15 protein-coding genes are annotated in these 23,233 nt (G+C 59.0%); 10 read left to right on the forward strand and 5 right to left on the reverse strand.

Features of this window, described 5'->3' with window-relative positions; genetic code table 11:
• Positions 1-3: 3 nt before the first annotated feature.
• Complete coding sequence (locus tag AC1RAC_RS04155; protein ID WP_003190934.1) at positions 4-705, reverse strand: response regulator; 702 nt, start codon at positions 703-705, stop codon at positions 4-6.
• Positions 706-876: 171 nt separating this feature from the next.
• Between AC1RAC_RS04155 and AC1RAC_RS04160 the strand changes: the two genes are divergently transcribed.
• The 4 genes from AC1RAC_RS04160 to AC1RAC_RS04175 all read left to right on the forward strand — a co-directional run bounded on the left by AC1RAC_RS04160 (position 877) and on the right by AC1RAC_RS04175 (position 7,388).
• On the forward strand, positions 877-2,019 hold the full coding sequence (locus AC1RAC_RS04160; RefSeq protein ID WP_034127674.1) for an efflux RND transporter periplasmic adaptor subunit: 1,143 nt from the start codon (positions 877-879) through the stop codon (positions 2,017-2,019).
• Positions 2,020-2,025: 6 nt separating this feature from the next.
• Entirely contained in the window at positions 2,026-5,115 is a 3,090-nt protein-coding gene (locus AC1RAC_RS04165; protein WP_492616283.1) for a multidrug efflux RND transporter permease subunit, read from the forward strand.
• Between the two features lie 148 nt (positions 5,116-5,263).
• The gene (locus AC1RAC_RS04170) at positions 5,264-5,905 is read left to right on the forward strand and encodes a DUF1345 domain-containing protein (RefSeq protein WP_054897468.1); all 642 of its coding nucleotides are present in this window, start codon (positions 5,264-5,266) and stop codon (positions 5,903-5,905) included.
• Between the two features lie 139 nt (positions 5,906-6,044).
• The gene (locus AC1RAC_RS04175; protein WP_139271528.1) at positions 6,045-7,388 is read left to right on the forward strand and encodes a carbohydrate binding domain-containing protein; all 1,344 of its coding nucleotides are present in this window, start codon (positions 6,045-6,047) and stop codon (positions 7,386-7,388) included.
• A 75-nt stretch (positions 7,389-7,463) separates the two neighbouring features.
• Here the strand turns inward: AC1RAC_RS04175 and AC1RAC_RS04180 are convergent, their stop codons facing one another.
• The 3 genes from AC1RAC_RS04180 to AC1RAC_RS04190 form a co-directional block, all read right to left on the reverse strand.
• Positions 7,464-9,719 carry an autotransporter outer membrane beta-barrel domain-containing protein gene (locus tag AC1RAC_RS04180; protein WP_314543949.1) on the reverse strand — a complete coding sequence of 752 codons (2,256 nt, stop codon included), beginning with the start codon at positions 9,717-9,719 and terminating at the stop codon, positions 7,464-7,466.
• 222 nt (positions 9,720-9,941) lie between these two features.
• Positions 9,942-11,936 (reverse strand): hypothetical protein, encoded by a 1,995-nt coding sequence (locus AC1RAC_RS04185; RefSeq protein WP_492616284.1) that lies wholly within the window; start codon positions 11,934-11,936, stop codon positions 9,942-9,944.
• Between the two features lie 154 nt (positions 11,937-12,090).
• Positions 12,091-14,040, reverse strand: coding sequence for a hypothetical protein (locus AC1RAC_RS04190; protein ID WP_054897471.1), 1,950 nt, complete (start codon positions 14,038-14,040; stop codon positions 12,091-12,093).
• 248 nt (positions 14,041-14,288) lie between these two features.
• Here AC1RAC_RS04190 and AC1RAC_RS04195 point away from each other — a divergent pair, with 248 nt between their 5' ends.
• The 5 genes from AC1RAC_RS04195 to AC1RAC_RS04215 are packed head-to-tail and all read left to right on the forward strand — an operon-like array spanning position 14,289 to position 19,397.
• Positions 14,289-15,338 (forward strand): LacI family DNA-binding transcriptional regulator, encoded by a 1,050-nt coding sequence (locus tag AC1RAC_RS04195; RefSeq protein ID WP_492616285.1) that lies wholly within the window; start codon positions 14,289-14,291, stop codon positions 15,336-15,338.
• A gap of 30 nt (positions 15,339-15,368) precedes the next feature.
• Entirely contained in the window at positions 15,369-16,151 is a 783-nt protein-coding gene (locus AC1RAC_RS04200) for a sugar phosphate isomerase/epimerase family protein (RefSeq protein ID WP_054897472.1), read from the forward strand.
• Positions 16,144-17,085 carry a sugar kinase gene (locus AC1RAC_RS04205; protein ID WP_054897473.1) on the forward strand — a complete coding sequence of 314 codons (942 nt, stop codon included), beginning with the start codon at positions 16,144-16,146 and terminating at the stop codon, positions 17,083-17,085. The genes AC1RAC_RS04200 and AC1RAC_RS04205 overlap by 8 nt, the downstream gene beginning before the upstream one ends.
• A gap of 45 nt (positions 17,086-17,130) precedes the next feature.
• On the forward strand, positions 17,131-18,423 hold the full coding sequence (locus AC1RAC_RS04210; protein ID WP_034127684.1) for an MFS transporter: 1,293 nt from the start codon (positions 17,131-17,133) through the stop codon (positions 18,421-18,423).
• The gene (locus AC1RAC_RS04215) at positions 18,420-19,397 is read left to right on the forward strand and encodes a 2-hydroxyacid dehydrogenase (RefSeq protein ID WP_492616286.1); all 978 of its coding nucleotides are present in this window, start codon (positions 18,420-18,422) and stop codon (positions 19,395-19,397) included. Before AC1RAC_RS04210 ends, AC1RAC_RS04215 begins: the two co-directional genes overlap by 4 nt.
• A gap of 534 nt (positions 19,398-19,931) precedes the next feature.
• On the opposite strand, the gene AC1RAC_RS04220 is transcribed toward AC1RAC_RS04215, so the two are convergent.
• Complete coding sequence (locus AC1RAC_RS04220) at positions 19,932-21,590, reverse strand: methyl-accepting chemotaxis protein (protein WP_492616287.1); 1,659 nt, start codon at positions 21,588-21,590, stop codon at positions 19,932-19,934.
• A gap of 200 nt (positions 21,591-21,790) precedes the next feature.
• Here AC1RAC_RS04220 and AC1RAC_RS04225 point away from each other — a divergent pair, with 200 nt between their 5' ends.
• Positions 21,791-23,221, forward strand: coding sequence for a nucleobase:cation symporter-2 family protein (locus tag AC1RAC_RS04225; RefSeq protein WP_032901653.1), 1,431 nt, complete (start codon positions 21,791-21,793; stop codon positions 23,219-23,221).
• The last annotated feature ends 12 nt before the right edge of the window (positions 23,222-23,233 follow it).

Genomic DNA, 23,233 nt, shown 5'->3' on the forward strand with positions numbered 1-23,233 from the left:
GATTCAGCATTCCCACTCGGAACGGCTGAACAGATACCCCTTGCCCCACACTGTCTTGATCTTGCGCGCCTCGCCCGCATGGTCGTCGAACTTGCGTCGCAGCTTGGAGATGGCCACGTCCACCGAACGGTCGGTACCGTTGAACTCGATACCGCGCAGGCGTTGCAGGATCTGATCGCGGCTGAGCACTTCGCCGGCATGCCGGGCCAGCACCACCAGCAGGTTGTATTCACCACTGGACAGCTCGACCGCCTGTTCGCGCCAGGTCACGGTGCGTTCGGACAGATCAATGCAGAGGTTGCCCATGACGATCTGGTCGCTGGCCACCTGGGGTTCGGACAGGCTGCTGCGACGCAGCAATGTGCGCACCCGGGCCAGTAATACGCGCGGCTCGCAGGGTTTGGTCACGTAGTCGTCGGCGCCCATCTCAAGCCCCAGAACCTGATCGTGGCTGTCATCGCGGGCGGTCAGCATCAGGATCGGCAGCCCCGCCGAATCGGCGCGCAGCAAACGGCACACCTGCAGGCCGTCGAGGCCCGGCAGCATCAGGTCGAGGATCACCAGGTCCGGCGGGTTCAGGCGTGCGCGTTCACGGACATGGTCGCCGCGGCTGAGCACGCTGACGTGGTAGCCATTGCGTTCCAGGTAGCTGGCAATCAGCTCGGAGAGTGCGGCGTCGTCTTCCACCAGGAGGATGTTGGGCATGGTGTTTCCAAATAATGCTGTTTGTTGGTGTGTTGCAGGATTGTGCAAGGATATACGCCCCCGACGCCCTGCGCGCCGTACCTTACACTTCTTCACAGACCCGCTACACAGCTTCACAGCACCACGGCGCAGGTGCCCCTAGGATGCGCCAGTCAATATTGGGATAAGAGCATGTCGAAGAATCTATTTGCGCCGTTTTGCCTGTTGGCCCTCACACTGGCGCTGAGCGCGTGTGGTCAGTCGGCAGACGAGGCGCCACAAATGCCCCTGGCCAAAGTGCGGATCGAAACCCTGCAGGCCAAGCCCCTCTCAATTACCAGCGAACTGAGCGGGCGCATCGCCGCACCGCGTATCGCCGAAGTACGCGCCCGGGTCGCCGGGGTGGTCATGCAGCGGGTGTTCAACGAAGGCCACGACGTCAAGCAAGGCGACGTGTTGTTCCGTATTGACCCGGCGCCGTTCAAGGCCGACCTGGACAGTGCCCAGGCCAACCTGAGCAAGGCCGAGGCCAATGCGTTCCAGGCGCGCCTGCAAGAACAGCGCTACAGCCAACTGGTCGAAGGCAACGCCATCAGCGGCCAGGAGTACGACAACGCCCGCGCCGCCCTGCGCCAGACCAACGCCGAAGTGGCCGCCAACAAGGCCGCCGTCGAGCGTGCCAGGCTGAACCTGGGCTATGCCACCGTGACCGCACCGATTTCCGGGCGCATTGGCCGCGCCCTGGTGACCGAAGGCGCGCTGGTCGGCCAGAACGAAGCCACGCCGCTGGCGATTATCCAGCAACTGGACCCGATCCACGCCGACCTCACCCAGTCCACCCGTGAGCTGAACGACCTGCGCCGCGCCTTTCGTGCCGGCAGCTTGAAGCAGGTCGGCCAGGACCAGGCCAAGGCCACCTTGATCCAGGACGACGGCAGCCTGTACCCGTTGCCAGGCAAATTGCTCTTCGCTGACATCAGCGTCGACCCGGGCACCGGGCAGATCATCCTGCGCAGCGAGTTCCCCAACCCGGACCTCGACCTGTTGCCCGGCAGCTTTGTGCGGGTGCGCGTGGAACAGGCCGTGGACAAACAAGGTATCAGCGTGCCGCAACGCGCAATCACCCGTGACAGCGCTGGTATCCCGATGGTGTTGCTGCTGGACGCCGAACAGACCGTCAGCCAGCAACCGGTGGAGTTGGGTGCGGTGATCGACAACCGCTGGATCGTCACCAGCGGCCTCAAGCCCGGCGACCGCATTATCGTCGAGGGCGTGCAACACGCACGCCCCGGTGAAAAAGTTGAAGTGGACGACAGCCCGCTCGTAAAGGAATAACCCGTCATGCCGCAGTTTTTTATTGACCGCCCGATCTTCGCCTGGGTGGTGGCCCTGTTTATTCTGCTGGCGGGCTTCCTGGCGATCCCGCAATTGCCGGTGGCGCAATACCCCAACGTCGCGCCACCCAAGGTGGAAATCTACGCGGTGTATCCCGGCGCCTCGGCCCAGACCCTGGATGAGAGCGTGGTCAGCCTGATCGAGCAAGAGCTCAACGGCGCCGACCACCTGCTGTATTTCGAATCCCAGAGCAGCCTGGGCTCGGCGACCATTACCGCCACGTTCCAGCCGGGCACAGACCCGGAAATGGCCCAGGTGGATGTGCAGAACCGCCTCAAGGTCGTCGAGCCGCGCCTGCCCCAGGCCGTGACTCAGCAAGGCTTGCAGGTGGAAAAAGTCTCCGCCGGTTTCCTGCTGTTGGTCACATTGACGTCCAACGACGGCAAGCTTGACGACGTGGCGCTCAGTGATTACCTGGCGCGCAACGTGATGAACGAGCTCAAGCGCCTGGACGGGGTCGGCAAGGCCCAGTTGTATGGCGCCGAGCGAGCGATGCGTATCTGGATCGACCCGCAGAAGCTGATCGGTTTCAACCTCACGCCGGCCGACGTCAACGCCGCGATCAGCGCCCAGAACGCCCAGGTCTCAGCGGGCAGCATCGGTGACTTGCCGGGCACCCACACCCAGGAGATCACCGCGGCGGTGCTGGTCAAGGGGCAACTGTCCACTCCGGCGGAGTTTGCCGACATCGTGCTCAAGGCCAACCCCGACGGCTCCACCGTGCGCATCGGCGATGTGGCACGGGTGGAAGTCGGCAGCCAGGAATACCAGTTCTCCACCCGCCTGAACGGCAAGCCGTCTACCGCCGTCAGCGTGCAATTGTCGCCCGGCGCTAATGCATTGAGTACCGCAACGCTGGTGCGGGCGAAAATGGACGAGTTGTCGCGCTACTTCCCTGCCAATGTGGAATACAAGATTCCCTACGACACTTCGCCCTTTGTCAAAGTCTCGATCACCAAGGTGATCTACACCTTGCTGGAGGCGATGGCGCTGGTGTTCGCGGTGATGTTCCTGTTCCTGCAGAACGTGCGCTACACCTTGATTCCCACGCTGGTGGTGCCGATCGCGCTGATGGGCACCTTCGCCACCATGTTGCTGCTGGGCTTCTCGATCAACGTGCTGACCATGTTCGGCATGGTATTGGCTATCGGCATCCTGGTGGACGATGCCATCGTGGTGGTGGAAAACGTCGAGCGCATCATGGCCACCGAAGGCCTGTCGCCCAAAGAGGCGACGAAGAAAGCCATGGGCCAGATCACCGGGGCCATCATCGGTATTACCCTGGTGCTGGTGGCGGTGTTCCTGCCGATGGCCTTCATGCCGGGTTCGGTGGGCGTGATCTACCAGCAGTTCTCACTGTCGATGGCCACCTCGATCCTGTTCTCCGCTTTCCTGGCCCTGACCTTGACCCCGGCACTGTGCGCCACCTTGCTCAAGCCGATTGCCAAGGGCGAGCACCATGCCAAGGGTGGTTTCTTCGGCTGGTTCAACCAGCGCTTTGACCAACTCACCAACCGTTACGAAGGTTGGGTGGCCTATGCCCTCAAGCGCAGCGGCCGCTACCTGCTGATCTACCTGGTATTACTGGTGGGCATGGGCCTGTTGTTCAGCCGCCTGCCCTCCTCGTTCCTGCCGGTGGAAGACCAGGGCTACACCATCACTGATATCCAGTTGCCGCCGGGCGCCAGCAAGAACCGTACGGTGCAGGTGGCCGAACAGATCGAGGCACATAACGCAGGCGAGCCTGGGGTGGGTGATACCACCATGATCATGGGCTTCAGCTTCTCCGGTTCCGGGCAAAACGCCGCGCTGGCGTTTACCACGCTCAAGGACTGGTCAGAACGTGGCAGCGATGACTCCGCTTCCTTGATCGCCGATCGCGCGAACATAGCCTTCAGCGAGCTCAAGGACGCGATTGCCTATGCAATCCTGCCGCCACCGGTAGACGGCCTGGGCACGTCCAGTGGTTTCGAGTTCCGTTTGCAGGACCGCGGTGGCGTCGGCCACGCCGGGTTGATGGCCGCACGTACCGAATTGCTGGACGCTGCAGCGAAAAGCCCGATCCTGGCCAACGTGCGTGAAAGCGCCTTGGCTGAAGCACCACAAGTGCAGCTGGAAGTGGACCGCAAGCAGGCCAACGCCCTGGGTGTGTCGTTTGCCGACGTAGGCAACGTGCTGTCGTCGGCGATAGGTTCGGCGTATATCAACGACTTCCCCAACCAGGGCCGTATGCAGCGCGTGGTGGTGCAAGCCGAAGGCGACCAGCGCAGCCAGGTGGCCGACCTGATGAAAATCCACGTGCGCAACAACGCCGGGAAGATGGTGCCGCTCTCAGCCTTCGTCGAAGCCAAGTGGACCCAGGGCCCCACGCAGTTGACCCGTTACAACGGCTACCCGGCCATCGCCATCAGCGGCGAAGCGGCGCCGGGGCACAGCACTGGCGAGGCCATGAACGAAATCCAGCGTCTGGTCAGCCAACTGCCCGCCGGGCTGGGCCAGGAATGGACGGGCTTGTCGTTGCAGGAGCGCTTGTCCGGTTCCCAGGCCCCGCTGCTGTTGGGCCTGTCGCTGCTGATCGTGTTCCTGTGTCTGGCCGCGCTGTATGAAAGCTGGTCGATTCCCACCTCAGTGTTGCTGGTGGTGCCGCTGGGGGTACTGGGTGCGGTGTTGGCCGTGTCGCTACGCGGGATGCCCAACGACGTATTTTTCAAAGTCGGCTTGATCACCATCATCGGCCTGTCGGCGAAGAACGCGATCCTGATCATCGAGTTCGCCAAGGACCTGTATGACCAGGGCGAGGATTTGATCGACGCCACCTTGAAAGCGGCACGGTTGCGACTGCGCCCGATCATCATGACGTCCCTGGCATTCATCCTCGGCGTGGTGCCATTGGCGATTGCTACGGGGGCCAGCTCGGCCAGCCAGCAGGCGATTGGCACCGGTGTGATTGGCGGAATGATCACGGCGACATTGGCGGTGGTGTTTGTGCCGGTGTTCTTCGTGGTGGTGATGAAGCTGGTGCGCAAGCGCCAGTAATGCCCACACTGTAGGAGCGAGCTTGCTCGCGAAGATCGTCAACGATAACGCGGGCCGTCTGGATGCACGCGGTGTTTTGAAGTTTTTCGCGAGCACGCTCGCTCCTACAGGGATAGGCTATGGTTTCCAGCGTTCTTTGTGAGCCACCATGCCCTTCCTCGCCCGCACCCACCCTCGCCTCTCATCCGCCGCCGTACTGGGCCTTGCGGTCGGCCTCCTGGTGCCGGCCGACACCCTTGCCAGCAAAATCCTGATCGGCTGGAACGCCGGGGTCTGGACCTACCTGATACTGATGCTCTGGTTGACCATTCGCGCCAAGGCCGAAGACGTCAAGCGCATCGCCGAAGTCGAAGACGAGAACGCCGGCCTGGTGCTGTTCATGGTGTGCATCGCCGCCATCGCCAGCCTGGCCACCATCACCTTCGAACTGGTGGGCAGCAAGGACCTGGCCACTTCCGAACGTCTGCTGCATTACGCTTTTACCGGGCTGACAGTGATCGGCTCCTGGCTGCTGATCGGGGTGATTTTCAGCGTGCACTACGCCAGGCTCTATTACACCTGGCAAGGCAAGGAGCCGGCGCTGCGCTTTGCCGAGGGCTTGCTCACCCCCAATTATTGGGACTTCCTGTATTTCTCCTTCACCATCGGCGTGGCCGTGCAGACATCGGACGTGGGTGTTGCCACCCGTAGCTTGCGTAAAGTGGTGCTGGGGCAATCGTTGATCGGGTTTCTGTTCAATACCGCGATCCTGGGGTTCTCAATCAATATTGCGGCAGGGTTGTTTGGCTAGGCCTGGCTAAGCGTATGGGTAAAGAAAAACCGACGAATGGACCGGCAAACCTGTTAGTTCTGACAGTTGTGCAGCGCGTGCTTATGGCGCTGAATTGAATCGCTCACAACCAACCCATCCAAGGGCACGGGGCTGATCCATGTCAACACAACCAATGAACAGTAACTTGGTGCTCAATGGCAACTTCGCCCATCGTGAACGCTATTGGAACGTTACTGCCACCGCTCCAGGCCGAGTTGATTTTTCCCGCCAGCATTGCGTGATCACGGGGCGAGGCCGGGCGGAACAAGACATATCGGTTTCCGATACCGCCTCCTACTCTTTCAGCCTGTACACGTTGATTACCTATAACGGCGCCGGGTCAGCCCGACTGGTATGGCAGCCCTCGGGGGCGACTGAAACAATCACGCTAACAGGGAACCATGGCTGGACCCATCATGTGAGCACCTTTCGCCCACCTACCGGCACCACCGGGCTGACGCTACAACTGATGGGTGATGCTGGCGACGTCTGGTTCGATAGCCTCCATCTGGTGGAAGACGGCGGCGTGGTCGTCCCTGTCGAGTTGATCCGTAACGGTGATTTCGCCGACAACGGCGATCATTGGATAGCCAACCGGCCAGTGGGCTCCTCCGTGACATTTTCCGACAACGAGTGCCAGGCAAACCTCGGGGGGTCCATCGAACAAGAGATCGCGGTCACACCCGGCCAGACCTATGATTTTTCCATCGATGCCATGACGCCAACCGAAGGGCACGGTTTCGCGATGTTCCATATTGCACCCGGTAACACGCCACAGATAGAACTTCGGGGGGGTGGCGACTGGGATAATTACACGTCGTCGCTGACCATCCCTGCAGGCGTGACTGAGATCACCTTAGAAGTGATAGGCACCACCTTCCTCGTGGTTGACAACCTGTCCCTGAAATCAGCTCCCGTGCCAACGATTAATCAAAACCGCCCTCATCGCACACACACGTACCGCCCATCGCAGGAGAACCGTACCATGAGCAATGCCAATGCCCGAAAAGCTGCCCGCCACGAATCCGCAGAACGTTTTTTTCAAGGTTCGATCGGAAGCGAAAACTTCAAGGCGGACTTTCGCAAACATGAATTGAAAAACAACTTCTGGCTGGCGGAAGGCGCCATGAAGATACCGCCCACAGAAACGTCAAGACAGGTGGTCATTTTCAAGTACCCCACTACCACGGACTCCGGCCGTTATCAGTTGGAGAAAGACAGTGACGAACATCAGTTAGCCGTCATCCTGATGACCATTAATGAAACGCCCCTCCCGGCTTATCAAGCACATCGAGGCACCGTCGAATTCTTTCATAATTCCGACGACCATACGGTCACAGGCGCACTCGACGTCTATCTTATGGACGTCAACAACCAAGAACTGCGTGTGCAAATGCTGTTCAGCCTCGATAGAACCACGCGGCGCAGACCTACCCGTGTCAATACCGTTCAACCTCGATAAACCCCGGCATGAAAGTCAACGCCCCGAACCTCGGGGCGTTTTCAAGCATCGTTGAAATCCAGTGGCACTGCCTGATTACCAGCTATATCGCACGCCGAAATTTGCCCCCCATGGCTGATCCACGTGCTTGCCTTGGCCGTAGTCAAAATCTGCATGCAATTGCATATTTTGGGACAGTGTCAGGGCGACACCCACGCCGACCTCGACACGAGACCCCGACAGATTATTGTCAAATGTCTGGTTATTGACCGACACCTTGTTGCTCTTGGCAAATTCGTGGGCAACGCCACCACGCAAGTAAGGCTGAAGCATACTGCCGTCATCCAACATAAAGTCGCGGCCTACTGTCACCCCCAACTTGCCCTGCACGGAGTCGGTGTGGCTACCCTTGGCTTTGAGACCATTGTCCAGGCTATAGCTCTTGCCTTGTACTGTAACCACGGACGCTTGGGCGAAAGGCTCGATAAAGAAATCATTATCCAGCTTGATATGACGGCCCGCTTCCACAGACGCACCCAAGGCATTTGTACTGTATTTGCCCTTCGCTTGCCTGCCGTCGCTCAAACCGACAGTGGAATCATTGTTCAAGCGGTTGGCTTTGATGACGCCGTCAAAATAGTAACCACTCTCCTCATCCAACCAAGTGGCATACAGACCTGCGTAGTAACTCTGCACACTACCCGAAGTACCCCGACTGAGATCCAGATCAGAAGTACTATGGCCCGCCATTACCCCCAGCAGCCATTGGCCTTCTCCCAAGGGGGTATCCGCCCCCAAGGAGAACCCGCGCTGGCTTTGTTCATAGGCACCCGCATCACCACCACTGACCTCATATTTATTGCCATAGGCACGCAACCAACCACCGGCTGCGGCGCCGTTATGCCGAATCTCTCCCATGCGGCTACGCAAAGATGTCATCTCGCCATACCACACGGTTGGTGCAGTGTTGAACAAGGCCAATACCGACCGGGTGCCTGGGCTGACAGTGCGATTATTCGGGTCAAGGAACCAATCATTACCGTCTTGCCGGAGGCCATAGGACCAGGCCCCAACATCCACATTACCGCCTACCAGCGCAAACTGTGCGTCACCGCCACCCGTGTGAACGATATGCACATCACCTGGGTTTACCGGTTCTGTACCGCTGCTGGTAAGCAACAGGTCGTGATGGCCGGTTGCGTCACCCGTAATATTCAGGAAGTCCGTCAGGCCCTGAGCGAAATCAGTGCCCATGACAAAAGTGCCTTGGCCCGACAAGCTCTTGAGGTCAAGTTGATAGAACGCATCGCTATCCCCAAACTTGACCGTGCTATCGGCAAGGCGCAAATCACCCACCTGGCTATTGCCGGTCATGACCCACATGGATTGCTCGCCAAGACTCAACGACGAAACGTTTTCCAGGCGGCCAGTCAATGAGGCGAGATCAGTGAGCTGAAGGTGAGCCTGGCTACCACTGCTGACAACGACATCGCCCTTGAGCTGGCTATTGGCGATATTCATATTCGCCGTCGAGCCGCCTTTGACTTCCAGCAAGTTGCCATTACCACCGGTGAGCGTCGAACCGTTGCGTACCTCGATATTCGCCACCGCACCCTGGCCCCGAGCACCGTCTACGAGCAACGCAGCACCTGTGGTACCGGTGACATGAGAATCGTCCAGGATAAGGGTATTAGGCCCGGGCGCATGCCGGTCAAACGACATTTCAATACCGTTACGTCCGCCTGAAATATTGCTCCCAGACGCCCGTGCCGCCGAGCTCTCCAACCTCAACCCAAAGCTGTCGGCGCCCGTGCCGATTGACTGACTGCGCACCAACTCCAACGCACTGCCACCAGTAACAACTGCACCACCGGTTGCTCCCACCAGGACACTGCCATTGACCGTCGCGGTGGATATATCGGTTGAGTTTGTAAATTTGCTCACCAGTAAACCATGGTAATCGGCACTGGAAATCATACTGTCGTTGATCTGCGCAGTGCTGCTGAGCAGCGTTACGCCAGTTTCGTAAGCCCCGGAAGCAGTGACACGACTGTTATCGACAGCCACATTAGAGCCGTTCTGAGCGACGACCGTCCCCAGGATCGTACTGTCCGCGCTGACATTCAGGTTCGAGGCATTAGCATAAATGGCCTGCGTCCAGCCCCGTATGACGTTAAGCGTGGCATTTTGCAATTCAAAGGTATCGATATAATCATCGTGCCGGATGGTTTCGGTGCCATTTTCGATCAACCGAGCATGAGCATTTGGCGCCAGAAGCAACAAGGTCACAACAGATGGCACCTGCATCATTGCAACCAAGGGTTTTAATTTAAAGTACGAATTGATCTTCACAAGACACCACTCATTTAACAGGCATTCCAGAACGGAACTGTTCGGCCTATTTCCAGAGGGGTGGAGCCAGGCCATTCAAGGCCGCAAAGTTACAGATCAGGCTTACCCTAATATGTAGGATTAATCCGAACATAAGGATAGAGATGGGGAGATTAGCTGTGTGAAAGTGCAAAGCGCGTGCAGTGCAACCGAAGGGTGCCGAAGCACCCCGCAGTCCGCAGTCTATTGTTCTACCAGGCCGTCTTCCAATGCAGTGGGTGGTTGCTCCTCGCAAAAAAACCCGTTCAAGTCGGTGAACCGTGTACGGGTCCAGGCTCTTACCGAAGGCTGCTCTCCTTCTCCCGGGATCGGCACAAAATAGTGAAAGTCCACCGAATTGCGCGCCGCTGGCCGAAGGGCCGTATAGGGGATCTTTATGTCGAAACCGTTGGAAACCATATCGGGCGTCAGCGGCAACGAGCTTAGGGCCAGTGTATTGCCCAACTGAGTGTCTCCGGTAATGTCACTGAATACGCGGAATTCGCATCGAACGACCATGTGCTCTTGGAAATACACTGTATTACCAGGAACCCTGACCGTCGCCTCGCGAGTCGCTCGATTGAGGTCGGTACACGCCAAAAATGCGGTCGCCTTGACGAACCTTGGCTCTTCCAATACGACTTTGTTGGCCGCCACAACTACATTCTGCGCAAGTGAGCGCTGGGTATTGTCATTAGTCGGCCATCCCAGCGTATAGAACACTGGGAGCGTTCTATTGCCGATTTCACGAATGATTGACCAAGGCACCGTTCGCGTAAGAGTGTCACCGCCCCCTTCGTTCGTCAGTGTCAACTCATCAAACTTGTGGGCCAGATCCCCCCAATACCATTTGATTATCGTACCCGGCGCGGGAAGAGGGGTGCTCCAAAGCACGGTCTCGATAGTCGCGTCCCTATTGAAGTCAGCGTCTGTGAGCTCATTTTCCTTAGTCGGGTCAACGCCGAAGACCCGCACGCGCGCGAGCAAACTGTTTTCCGGATCTTCACCCGGAGCAGGGCCAGGCGCAGAAAAATCGACATCAATAGTGTGAGTAGGCGCATCGGTTGATGTCCCATTGCGATCAACAAAATAGTCGATGGTCATGGGAATCTCGCCAGCACCTCCACCATAATGGGCCAAAAGAGTATCACTGCCGACAGGCAGCATTAACGGAAAAGGCAGATAAAGCTTAACGTCAAAACGTTCCGGAGCCTGCGTGCCGATGGTCAATTCGATCACGTCAATGTCGGTTAAATTATTTTCATATTCTGGAATAGCAATGAAAACCCCGTTCGGCTCATAAAGGTCTTGTAAATCAAGCAGCCCGTCACCAGGAAGAAGCGCCAACGGCACATAGGCTTCCTGCGGATCAGGGGCTGGTGTCAGGTTCAACTCAATTCGCGCAGGTACCGAGTCTTTGCTGACATTCCCTGCAAGATCCCACAGGCGGTAGAACAAGTAGTTCTGCCCTCCTTTATTACCAGTAATCAGGTTCCACGGCAGCGTAAAACTCAACGAGTCGTCCACAGGAAAGGTGTCAATAGGCTCAGACAGCTGTGAAGAAAATTCCGATGAAAAAAAGACTTCGATATCATCACCGGCGCGCCGAGAGATGGGATAGTCGCGAAATGTACATTCCATCCCGGCTGGGTGATCGTCCACATCCTGCTCAGTAATTTCACCTTTCGACTCCAAATAAGCAGGGAACAAGGGCGCTGCCGGGTGCCTGGGGTCTTCTGGCGGGGTAAGGTCGACCTCCAGGGGAGCACCTCTTAACAATCCCGTCTGCGAGTTACCTTCATGAATGACATAGCCGACCTCATGCTCCCCTTCCACCAAACGGGCCGCCGGAATATCACGGGTGAACGGTTGACCAATAGGCTCGTGGCCAGGAAAAGCTGGGTTAAAGTCTACAATGTACATCGGCGCCCCCCAGTTCGTTGCGCCTTTACCGCGCATATGAACTGCGAGTCTGGTGATTGCAGGGTCAAGACCTTCGTCCGCTGCAAACTGCGCAATATCGAAGGTTACAGTAAGCGGTTTCTTCGACGCCTCCTTAGTAATCAACCCATCATTATTCAACGCATCAAACGTGGGCAGGGGCATCGCCAGCACACCCGCCCTGCGCTGGCACAGCAGTTCTTTATTGGCCTTGCGCGATGCAATGGCGGCCTTTTGTTTCTTACTCAACGTTGCCATCTGTATTCTCCTTTTGCACTGAGTAACACCAAGACAATCGAACAAACACATGCCTTCGAAACAAGACACGTTTCAAATAGAACAACTGTTGCGCTGCCACTGCCAAACGCTGCAACTTACATCGACGACCAACTACTCAAGTCGGCTTATACCTCTAGTCTTCAGGGCCATCACCATTCGGCCCGCAATAGATATTGCCCACTCTTTTACGATCAATTTTTGCATAGCGTAATCTTGAGGAACCTATCACTCTGTTTTTGCGCCACAACGTATAGATAACCGACACCGAACTTCCCGGGCTCTGGGGATCTGGTGACTTGATGGGTTTAATCTTCTCGTCATAGTTGCGTTGTTCGAAGGTATAACCTTTTTTCGCCTCTTCTTCAGTCAGCCGATGCGTCAGGGTATCCGCAGTTGATGTAATCGCCTGTCCCCCTCCCGCAAACTCTTCATAGCCCTGCCACTCCACGACAAGATCGTCATCTTTGCGAAAGACCGTTTCCGGAAGAATCTGGACAGGTATGTGATCCCACATAGCCGGGTTAGCGTCACAGCCTATAAACATATTGCTATTGGCACTTGGAAACTCAACACGCCTTAATACCTGTGGAGGGACAACATCGACCATGACTTCAGTAAAATTGGAAAGCTGCTCATTAACGCCGTTGAATGTCGAGTAGTACACTCGTAGTTTTTCATCATTCCCTGCATCGACAATCACCTGCCAGGGAATATCACTGAACGTCACGCGTACGCCTTCAGCATCGCCACTACCGGTATCCACAATATAACTTGCCACCGGCTTATCCATACTGGGGAAGCCCCCCCAGAACAACTCCAACACCTCACCATCACGAGGCTGGTGATAAAGCAGGACGCTGGCATATACGCGCTGATCCTTATCACGTATATCAATATGGTTGTCCGTCTTCGAGCCCTCGCCAAACACAGTCACTGTTGGCAAGTCGAGGTTAAGCAACGCGGGGGCGTTGATATGGTCTTGCCCTGCCACCCTGAAGTCCCAACGGATTAACGTAGGGGGGCTGGGCAACGTGGGCGTATTGCTGCCGTACCGTGTAATGGTGTAGGTGGCCGAACCTTCTGCAAACCCCATGCCCATCGCTATCAACTTCGACCACGGGATACCGGCGCCGAACGGCATCTCGGTAACCTCCTGCGCATCAAGCAGGGTACTGCCCCACCGAATGGTGACAAGATCGCGAGCATTCCAGTTGTCATACTGAACGTTGGCCACCACACCAATCCGTGCATCGTGCCGATTGATCAAGCCACTTGCCATGGCAGGGATGACAAGAGGTTTGAGGTCTGAGGGTGCTTCCTTTAATCGGACTTCAACGGGCGACTGGTCGGACCTGGGGCCTCGATTACCGGAGCGATCTTGAAGGCGCAGGTGAACGTATTGAGTTCCGTTGCGGTACAGGCGAAACAAATCCACAAGAATGGGAATAACAAGTGGGCTATTTTCGTCGGGAAACTCTACATAGCCACTCGGAGCACTATCAGGTGGAGGACTTTGGTCCGAAATATAATAATAAACCCTGTCATAAGCCCGCCGGCCGAGGTAAGCAGACAATACCAAATCGACTGTGCGATGCCGGGCCGCGTAGTCCTCATCTATCGTACCCACCGGGAAGGCAGGCGTTGGCGGCGTAACGTTATTGTTTGGCGGCGTCCGGTCAATTACCAGGGTACGGAAGTCCGAGGTTGTGGGTATACCGGTTTCGTCGGTGATCCGATAAGCCAGCCGGACGGTACCGTCATTTTCCAGATAGTCGCGCGGCACGGTGACGGAAAAAGGGAAAGGCTTGGTAATGGGGCCATCCCACCGCTCCTTGAAAGGAGGGACACCTTCGCCTCCGCTGCGTGACCAAACGATTTCGACAATATTGAATTCACCGGCCTGCGCAGCGTCATCCCACAGTTGCGGAATGCGCACAACAAGATCGGTATCAAGATATTGATGAGGTATATAACCCTCAGGAATCGGCGGATTAGCATCATCCAGGATGGGCACCTCTATATCGACCAATCGGAAAATGCCGTTGCGTGAAAGTCTACTTCCAGTGGTTTTTTGAGCGCTCATCAGACTCTCCCGTCAGACCGCTTGTACCTACACCCCAAAGGCGTGCCTGTGACCAATTAAACGCGCAATCTGCGGTATCGAATACTGTCAGAACTAACAGGTAGGCACTGCCATTCGTCGCTTGGTAGCTGATTCCACCCACATCGGATGCTTGACGAAACGGTTGACTTGAGGTTTCCTGAAACCGGTTTCAGCCCGGGTATTCCCGACTGAGGCCCAGAAAACTCCAATAAGAAAGGCCCGCGACCGTGACTCCTTTTTCCGCCGCCCAGCGCACCCGTGTCACCATGCTCGACGTCGCCCAACGCGCCGGCGTGTCCAAAGCCAGCGTGTCGCGTTTTATCGGCGATGACCGCGCCCTGCTCTCCGACGCGATCGCGCTGCGCATCGAGCAAGCCATCGAACAGCTTGGCTACCGCCCCAACCAGATGGCCCGTGGTTTGAAACGTGGCCGCACCCGCCTGATCGGCATGCTGGTGGCCGATATCCGCAACCCCTATTCCATTGCCGTGATGCACGGCGTCGAAACCGCCTGCCGTCAGCACGGCTACAGCCTGGTGGTGTGCAACACCGACCGTGATGACGAGCAAGAGCGCCAACACCTGGCGGCGCTGCGCTCGTACAACATCGAAGGCTTGATCGTGAACACCCTGGGCCATCACCTCGACCAACTGCTGGAGCTGCAACAGGAAATGCCCCTGGTGCTGGTGGACCGCAAGGTCGCGCCGCTGCACAGCGACCTGGTGGGCCTGGATAACCCGGCGGCGGTGCGCATGGCGGTGGGACACCTGGAGCTGCAGGGTTACCGCGACGTGCTGCTCGTAAGCGAGACCACCGACGGCACCAGTTCACGTTTGGAGCGCCTGGAGAGTTTCAATCACGAAATTGCCAAGCGCCCGGCGTTGACAGGCGCCGTGGTTGAACTGGATGGCAACCTGGAAAAGCGTCTGCAAGCCTTTCTCGCCAAACCCGGCCCCAAGGCACTGTTTTGCGCCAACGGCGTGGCCGCACTGGCCTGCACCCGGGTGCTCAAGGCGCTGGGCTGCGACCTGTTCGGCGAGGTGGGCTTGATCGCCCTGGATGACCTGGACTGGTACCCGCTGGTGGGCAACGGCATCACCGCCCTCGCCCAACCGACGCAAGCGATTGGCGCCAGCGCCTTCGACTGTTTGCTCAAGCGCCTGCGCGGCGATACCGCCCCCACCCGCACCCTGGATTTTTTACCCGAGCTGATTATCCGCGGCTCGACGCCCCCTTATGACCCTCGCCACAAGCAGTCAGTGTGTTCTTGTCGATAAAAATGAAACCGGTTTCAGAGGTAAACAACAATGCATAAATACCCCGTCTCCATCAGCCTTTCCAGCTACGGCGCCGACCTGGTTCGCCAGCAGGGCCAATTGAGTTTTGTCGCATTGCTTAGCGCTGCCGGTGCCCAGCGCATTGAATGGCGTGAGGAGCTGCTGACCGACGAACACCCCGCCACCCTGGCCCAGGCCGCTGCCGCGCAAGGCCTGGACAGCGTGTTTTCCTCGCCCCTGGAACTCTGGGTCGCCGGCCGAGCCCAGCCCAATGCCGAGCTGGCCGCTACCCTGGACCGCGCCCAGGCCTTTGGCTCGGGTTGGCTGAAGGTGTCCCTCGGTTACTTCACCGACACAAACGACTTGGAAAGCCTGCACGCCTTGCTCAATCGCCACCCGGTCAAGCTGCTGGTGGAAAACGACCAGACCCTGCACGGTGGGCGCATTGAACCGATGCAACGGTTTTTTACCGAAGTCGAACGCCTGGGCCTGCCGGTGAAAATGACCTTCGATATCGGTAACTGGCAGTGGCAAGACCAGTCCGCGCTCACTGCTGCGCGGTTGCTGGGCCGGCATGTGGATTACCTGCACTGCAAGGCCGTGGCCCGTCGCGCCGATGGCAAGCTCGTCGCCTTGCCGCCGGGCGCCACCGACCTGCATCTGTGGGAACAACTGCTTAAACACATGACTCAAGGTATTACCCGGGCAGTGGAATTTCCGTTGCAGGGCGATGACCTGACCGAAGTCACCGCGCAACAGGTCGCGACCCTGGCCCGCCTTGGCCAACCCCATGTGGAGAACGCCCATGTCTGAGCTCGATATCCTGTCGTTTGGCGAAACCATGGCGATGTTTGTCGCCGAACAGACCGGCGACCTGGCGCAGGTCGGGCAGTTTCACAAACGCATTGCCGGCGCCGACAGCAACGTCGCCATCGGCCTGTCGCGCCTGGGGTTCAACGTGGCCTGGCTGAGCCGCGTGGGTAACGACTCCCTCGGGCGTTTTGTGGTCGATACCCTGACTAAAGAAGGACTCGATTGCCACCATGTGGCCGTCGACCCGCTGAACCCCACCGGCTTTCAACTCAAATCCCGGGAAGAGGCCGGCGCCGACCCTCAAGTGGAGTACTTTCGCAGAGGCTCGGCGGCCAGCCACTTGTCCATCGATGCCATCCATCCGACGCTGCTGCAAGCCCGCCATCTGCACGCCACCGGCATTCCGCCAGCGCTGTCCGATGCCACTCGCGCACTGTCGTTCGAGCTGATGACCCAAATGCGCAAGGCCGGACGCAGTGTGTCGTTCGACCCGAACCTGCGCCCGTCCCTGTGGGCCAGCCAGGCGCAGATGATCCGCGAAATCAATGCGCTGGCTGCTTTGGCCGACTGGGTCCTGCCGGGCCTGGGCGAAGGTCGCCTGCTGACCGGTTTTGACGACCCGGAAGACATCGCCGCGTTCTATCTCGACCAGGGCGCCGAAGCCGTGGCGATCAAGCTCGGCGCCGAGGGCGCCTATTACCGCACCCATATGGACCAGGGTTTTGTCGCCGCCGTACCGGTGGCCAAGGTCGTGGATACCGTGGGCGCCGGCGATGGCTTTGCCGTGGGCATGATCAGCGCCCTGCTGGAAAACTTGAGCTTCCCCGAGGCCGTACAGCGCGGTAACTGGATCGGCAGCCGCGCCGTGCAGAGCCGTGGCGATATGGAAGGTTTGCCGACCCGCGCTGAATTACCCACTCGATCCGTTGCGTGACCCATTACCTGTTGCCACAACTACAACAAGCTCAGGAGCAACCCCATGGAAACCGTGAAACTCGCCACCCGTCGCTGGTGGTACATCATGCCTATCGTGTTTATCACCTACAGCCTGGCCTACCTCGACCGCGCCAACTACGGCTTCGCCGCCGCGTCCGGCATGGCCGAAGACCTGATGATCACGCCAGGCATGTCTTCGCTGCTCGGTGCGCTGTTTTTCCTTGGCTACTTTTTCTTCCAGGTGCCGGGGGCGATCTACGCGCAAAAGCGCAGCGTCAAGAAACTGATCTTCGTCAGCCTGATCCTCTGGGGCGGCTTGGCGACGCTGACTGGCGTGGTGTCCAACGCCTACATGCTGATCGTCATCCGCTTCATGCTCGGGGTGGTCGAGGCCGCCGTGATGCCGGCCATGCTGGTGTACCTGTGCCACTGGTTCACCCGTGCCGAACGCTCACGGGCCAACACGTTCCTGATCCTCGGCAACCCGGTCACCATGCTGTGGATGTCGGTGGTGTCAGGCTACCTGGTGCAGCATTTCAGCTGGCGCTGGATGTTCATCATCGAGGGCCTGCCGGCGGTGTTGTGGGCGTTTATCTGGTGGAAGCTGGCCGATGAGCGCCCCAAGGATGCCAAGTGGCTGAGCGACGCCGAAAAGCACAGCCTGGAAACCGCCCTCGCCGCCGAGCAGGTGGGGATCAAGGCCGTGAAAAACTACGCCGAGGCGTTCCGTTCGCCCAAGGTGATCATTCTCGCGTTGCAGTTTTTCTGCTGGAGCATTGGCGTGTACGGCTTCGTGCTGTGGTTGCCATCAATCCTCAAGGCCGGTTTGCAGATGGACATGGTCGAAGCCGGCTGGCTCTCGGCCCTGCCCTATCTGGCGGCGGTGATTGGCATGCTCGTGGTGTCCTGGGGTTCGGACAAGCTGCAGAAACGTAAGCGTTTTGTCTGGCCGCCGCTATTGATTGCGTCGATTGCCTTCTACGCGTCCTACGTGCTGGGCGCCGAACACTTCTGGTGGTCCTACACACTGCTGGTGATCGCCGGGGCCTGCATGTATGCACCCTACGGCCCGTTTTTCGCCATCGTCCCGGAAATCCTCCCGGCCAACGTCGCCGGTGGCGCCATGGCGCTGATCAACAGCATGGGCGCCCTGGGATCGTTCGGTGGCTCGTACCTGGTGGGCTACCTCAACAGCAGCACCGGCTCGCCCGGCGCTTCGTACCTGCTGATGAGCGGAGCGCTGCTGCTTTCCGTGGTGTTGACGATTTTCCTCAAGCCCGGCGCCAGTGACCGCTCGCCGACGCCAACCCTGGAGTTGAAGGTAAAAACCTCATGAAAAAATCTGTCGTGCTGTACAAAAAACTGTCCGCGCCGCTCATGGCTCGCCTGCACGAGCAGGTCGACGTCACGCTGATTGACGCTCTGGATGAAACCGGCCTGGCCAAGCTGCGCGATGCCCTCCCCACCGCCCACGGCCTGCTGGGTGCAAGCCTGCGCCTGGATGCCCAGTTGCTCGACCTGGCACCCAAGCTGGAAGCAGTGGCCAGCGTCTCGGTGGGCGTCGACAACTACGATATCGATTACCTGACCCAACGCGGCATCCTGCTCAGCAACACCCCGGACGTGCTTACCGAAACCACCGCCGACACCGGCTTTGCGCTGATCCTGGCCACCGCCCGGCGCGTGGTCGAGCTGGCCGACATGGTGCGCGCCGGCCAATGGAACAAAAACATCGGCCCGGCGCATTTTGGCAGCGATGTACATGGCAAGACCCTGGGCATTATCGGCATGGGCCGCATCGGCGAAGCCCTGGCCCAACGCGGGCATTGTGGCTTCGGCATGCCAGTGATCTACCACAGCCACTCACCCAAGCCGGCGGTTGAAGCGCGCTTTGGCGCGCAGTACCGCAGCTTGCAGGACTTGCTCAAAGAGGCTGATTTTGTCTGCCTGACCCTGCCATTGACCGCTGAGACCGAGAAGTTGATTGGCGCCGTAGAATTCGCGCTGATGGGGCCGGAGACGATTTTTATCAATATCTCCCGAGGCAAGGTGGTGGACGAGGCGGCGCTGGTGCAGGCGTTGCAGCAACGCACCATCCGCGCGGCGGGGTTGGATGTGTTTGAGAAGGAGCCGCTGGATCACGCGTCACCGTTGTTGCGGTTGAACAATGTGGTAGCCACGCCGCATATTGGTTCGGCCACCCATGAGACGCGGGAGGCGATGGCCAAGTGTGCGGTGGAGAATCTCCTGGCGGCATTGGCTGGCGAAAAGCCGGTAAACCTGGTGAATCCAGGGGCATGGCGGCACTGACACAACACAAGAGCAAAGGTGGAAGCTGGCTTGCCTGCGATAGCCATAGGTATCTACACAACTCTGAAGCGATCGACGGTAACCACGATGCTAAGCGAGCCGCTCTTGATCTGGCTTTTGATCTGAAGCGCCCCGTCAAACCACGCTGGCCGAACGCAGGCGAGGTGCCGAGTGGTGGGGCGAAGGCCTTTTGGTTACTTTTGGGCCTTTCCAAAAGTGACCCGCTGTAAGAGCGGAACCATCGGTGGCCGTTACCGCAGGAGCGGATATGTCCGCGGTCAGATCCAACATCCTGGTCGGCTGTAAGGCCGCCATCGCAGGCAAGCCAGCTCCCACATTTGGATTGCGGCGCGTCAGTTAGATCAGCGTCGGCTGTCAGTCCGTCACGGGAGCAAGCGCCCTCGCCACAGGTTCAGCACCGGCCCAAGTTGTGTAGATCCCTATGCTGCGATAGCGGTAAGCCAACCCATGATGTGCCGACTGTAAGATTGCTATCGCAGGCAAGCCAGCTCCCACAGAGTGTTGTGGCAGCAGTTAGACGACGAACCTGGCCACCATCCCATTCAAATCAACCGCCAACCTCGACAGCTCATGGCTGGCCGCGCTGGTCTGGTTGGCGCCCGCCGCCGACTGGGTGGCCAGGTCGCGGATGTTGACCAGGTTGCGGTCCACCTCGCGGGAGACCTGGGCCTGTTCTTCCGAAGCGCTGGCAATCACCAGGTTGCGTTCGTTGATCAGGCTGATAGACGCAGTGATCTGCTCCAGTGAGGCGCCGGCTGCACGTGCCATTTCCAGGGTGGTCTGGCTGCGCTGGTTGCTCTGTTGCATGGACTGCACCGCCTCACCAGTACCGTTCTGGATGCCGGCGACCATTTTCTCGATTTCCTGGGTCGACTGCGCGGTGCGATGGGCCAGGGCGCGCACTTCATCGGCGACCACCGCAAAGCCCCTTCCGGCCTCGCCGGCACGGGCGGCTTCAATCGCTGCGTTGAGCGCCAGCAGGTTGGTTTGCTCGGCAATCGCGCGAATCACATCCAGCACCTTGCCGATATCCCGGCCCTGAGCGGCCAGGCCCTCGATCATCGCGGAGGTGTTCTGCACGTCCTGGGTCATGGTCTGGATCGCGCCGACGGTTTCCATCACTCGATCACGGCCTTCCCGCGCCGCCTGGTTGGACTGCCCGGACGCCTCGGAGGTGGAAACCGCGTTACGCGCCACCTCCTCCACTGCCGCCGTCATCTCATTGACGGCCGTGGCGGCCTGGTCGATTTCATTGTTCTGCTGTTGCAGGCCACGGGAGGCCTCCTCGGTGACCGCGCTCAACTCTTCCGCCGCCGAAGCCAGTTGCGTGGCCGAACCCGCGATGTGCTGGATAGTCTGGCGCAGGCTGGCTTGCATGGTCGACAGCGCACTGAGCAACCGCGCCGGTTCGTCCTTGCCATCGTCCTCGATGGTTTTGCTGAGGTTGCCGGCGGCGATGGTCTCGGCCACTTCCACGGCCTTGCGCAGCGGGGTCACGATGCTGCGGGTCAGCAACCAGGCCAGCAGCACGGTGAGCAATGCCGCTACCACGGAGACCGCCACCACACCGGTGATCGCGCCCTCGTAGCTTTGCCCGGCATCCTCGTCGGCCTGCTTGGCGTCGGCCGCATTGATGGCGATCAGCTTGTTCAGTTGCTCGCCCATCTGGTCAGTGCCGTCCTTGATACGGCTGTTGATCAGGGCGCGCATCTCATCGACCTTGCCCTGCTTGGACAATGCCACCATCTCGGCCTGGGCTTTGAGGTAGTTGTCCAGGGTGACGCCGAAGGCTTTGTACAGCGCAGCCTCCTCCGCGCCTGCAGGCAGCGTGGCGTATTTGGCCTGGGCGGTCTTGACCTTGTCAGCCAGCACGCCAATGCGCGTCTCGGCTTCCTGCAGGGCGGCAGGCTCGCGGTTGACCAGCACGCGAAACGACAGGATGCGCATGCGCAGCACGTTTTCGGTGATGGTACCCAGGTGAGCCATGCTGGGCAGCTGGTTCGCGCTCATGTCCTGGGAGGATTGGCGCATCTGCGTCATACGGTTGACCGCAAACACGCCCAACAGCACCACTAGAACCGCAATGAAGGCAAAACCGATAAACGCGCGAGGGGCAATATTCAGGTGACGGAGGGACATAGGGCTGCTCTCAGAAGTAGTGTTTGCGTGCATCCTTGCCGCGAAACGATCCGTCAGCGTCAACGCGCTGCCCAGACCTTGGTCACCACTGTTGTCGTTGTAGTGTGGGCCTATGCTTGATATCGGCTGGGCCACGGCTTTAGCGCAGGGTTTTTATAAATATTTTTTTACACTTCAGACGCCTGGCACTTTCTGGCATCCTGCGCCTCCATTTTCTGACCCGAGCCATCATTTTGTCTGACGCTCAAGCCCCCCGCCCGCGCTATAAATCTGACCTCATGTACGGCCTCGAAGACCGCCCGCACTTCACCGCCGCGATTTTTGCCGCGTTGCAGCATGTGTTGGCGAGTTTTGTCGGCATCATCACGCCCACCCTGATCGTCGGCGGCGTATTGGGGCTGGAAAGCGAAGTGCCGTACCTGGTGAGCATGGCGCTGTTTGTCTCGGGGCTTGGCACCTTTGTGCAGGCGCGCACTTTCGGGCCGGTGGGTTCGGGGCTGTTGTGCCTGCAAGGCACCAGTTTTTCCTTTATCAGCGTGATCTTGAGCGCTGGGTTCATGGTCAAGGCCCGGGGCGGCGGCACCGATGAAATCCTCTCGACGATCTTTGGCATCTGCTTTTTCGCGGCGTTTATCGAAGTGGTGCTCAGCCAGTTCATCGGCAAACTGCGCAAACTGATCACCCCGGTGGTGACCGGCACCATCATCACTTTGATGGGCTTGTCACTTATCAAGGTGGCCGTCACCGACATGGCTGGCGGCTATGGCGCCAGCGACTTGGGCGCCGCAGGCAACATGGGCCTGGCGGCCTTGGTGCTGCTGACCATCGTGGTACTCAACCGCTTCAACAACCCGTTCCTGCGCCTGGGTTCGATCGTGATCGGCCTGACCCTGGGCTTCGTAGTGGCGTGGCTGCTGGGCCGCGTCGACATGGCCGCCCTGCCCCAGGTGCCGCTGATCAGCGTGCCGGTGCCGTTCAAGTACGGTTTCTCGTTCGACTGGGTGGCGTTTATCCCGGTGGCGGTGATCTTCCTGATTTCGCCCCTGGAAGCCGCCGGCGACCTGACCGCCAACTCGATGATTTCCCAGCAACCGGTCAAGGGCCCGCTGTATATCAAACGCATCAAGTCCGGCCTGCTGGCCGACGGCCTCAACTCCGCGATGGCCGCCACCTTCAACAGCCTGCCGATGGTGACCTTTGCCCAGAACAACGGCGTGATCCAATTGACCGGCGTGGCCAGCCGCTACGTGGCGTACTTCATTGCTGGCCTGCTGGTGCTGCTGGGGTTGTTCCCGATGATCGGCGCGGTGCTGCAACTGATGCCCAAACCCGTACTCGGCGGTGCGACCCTGATCATGTTCGGCACCGTGGCCGTGGCCGGGATCAAGATCCTCGCCGAAGCGGGCCTGCATCGGCGTAATGTGCTGATCGTGGCAATTTCCCTAGGCATGGGCCTGGGCGTCGCCGCGGTGCCCGAAGTGCTGCGCGAGCTGCCCAAGGCGCTGCACAACATCTTCGAATCGCCGATCACCGTGGGTGCATTCTGTGCAATCCTGCTGAACATTTTCCTGCCCGAAGAGTTCATAGAGCTGGAAGAAGATGAATTCGAGCCGGAGTCCTCTACCCTCAAGGTCATGCAGGACCCGGACGTCACCCAAAAGTAGGAGCATTTCTTT

This window comes from Pseudomonas sp. GW823-FHT02F05, assembly GCF_058797315.1.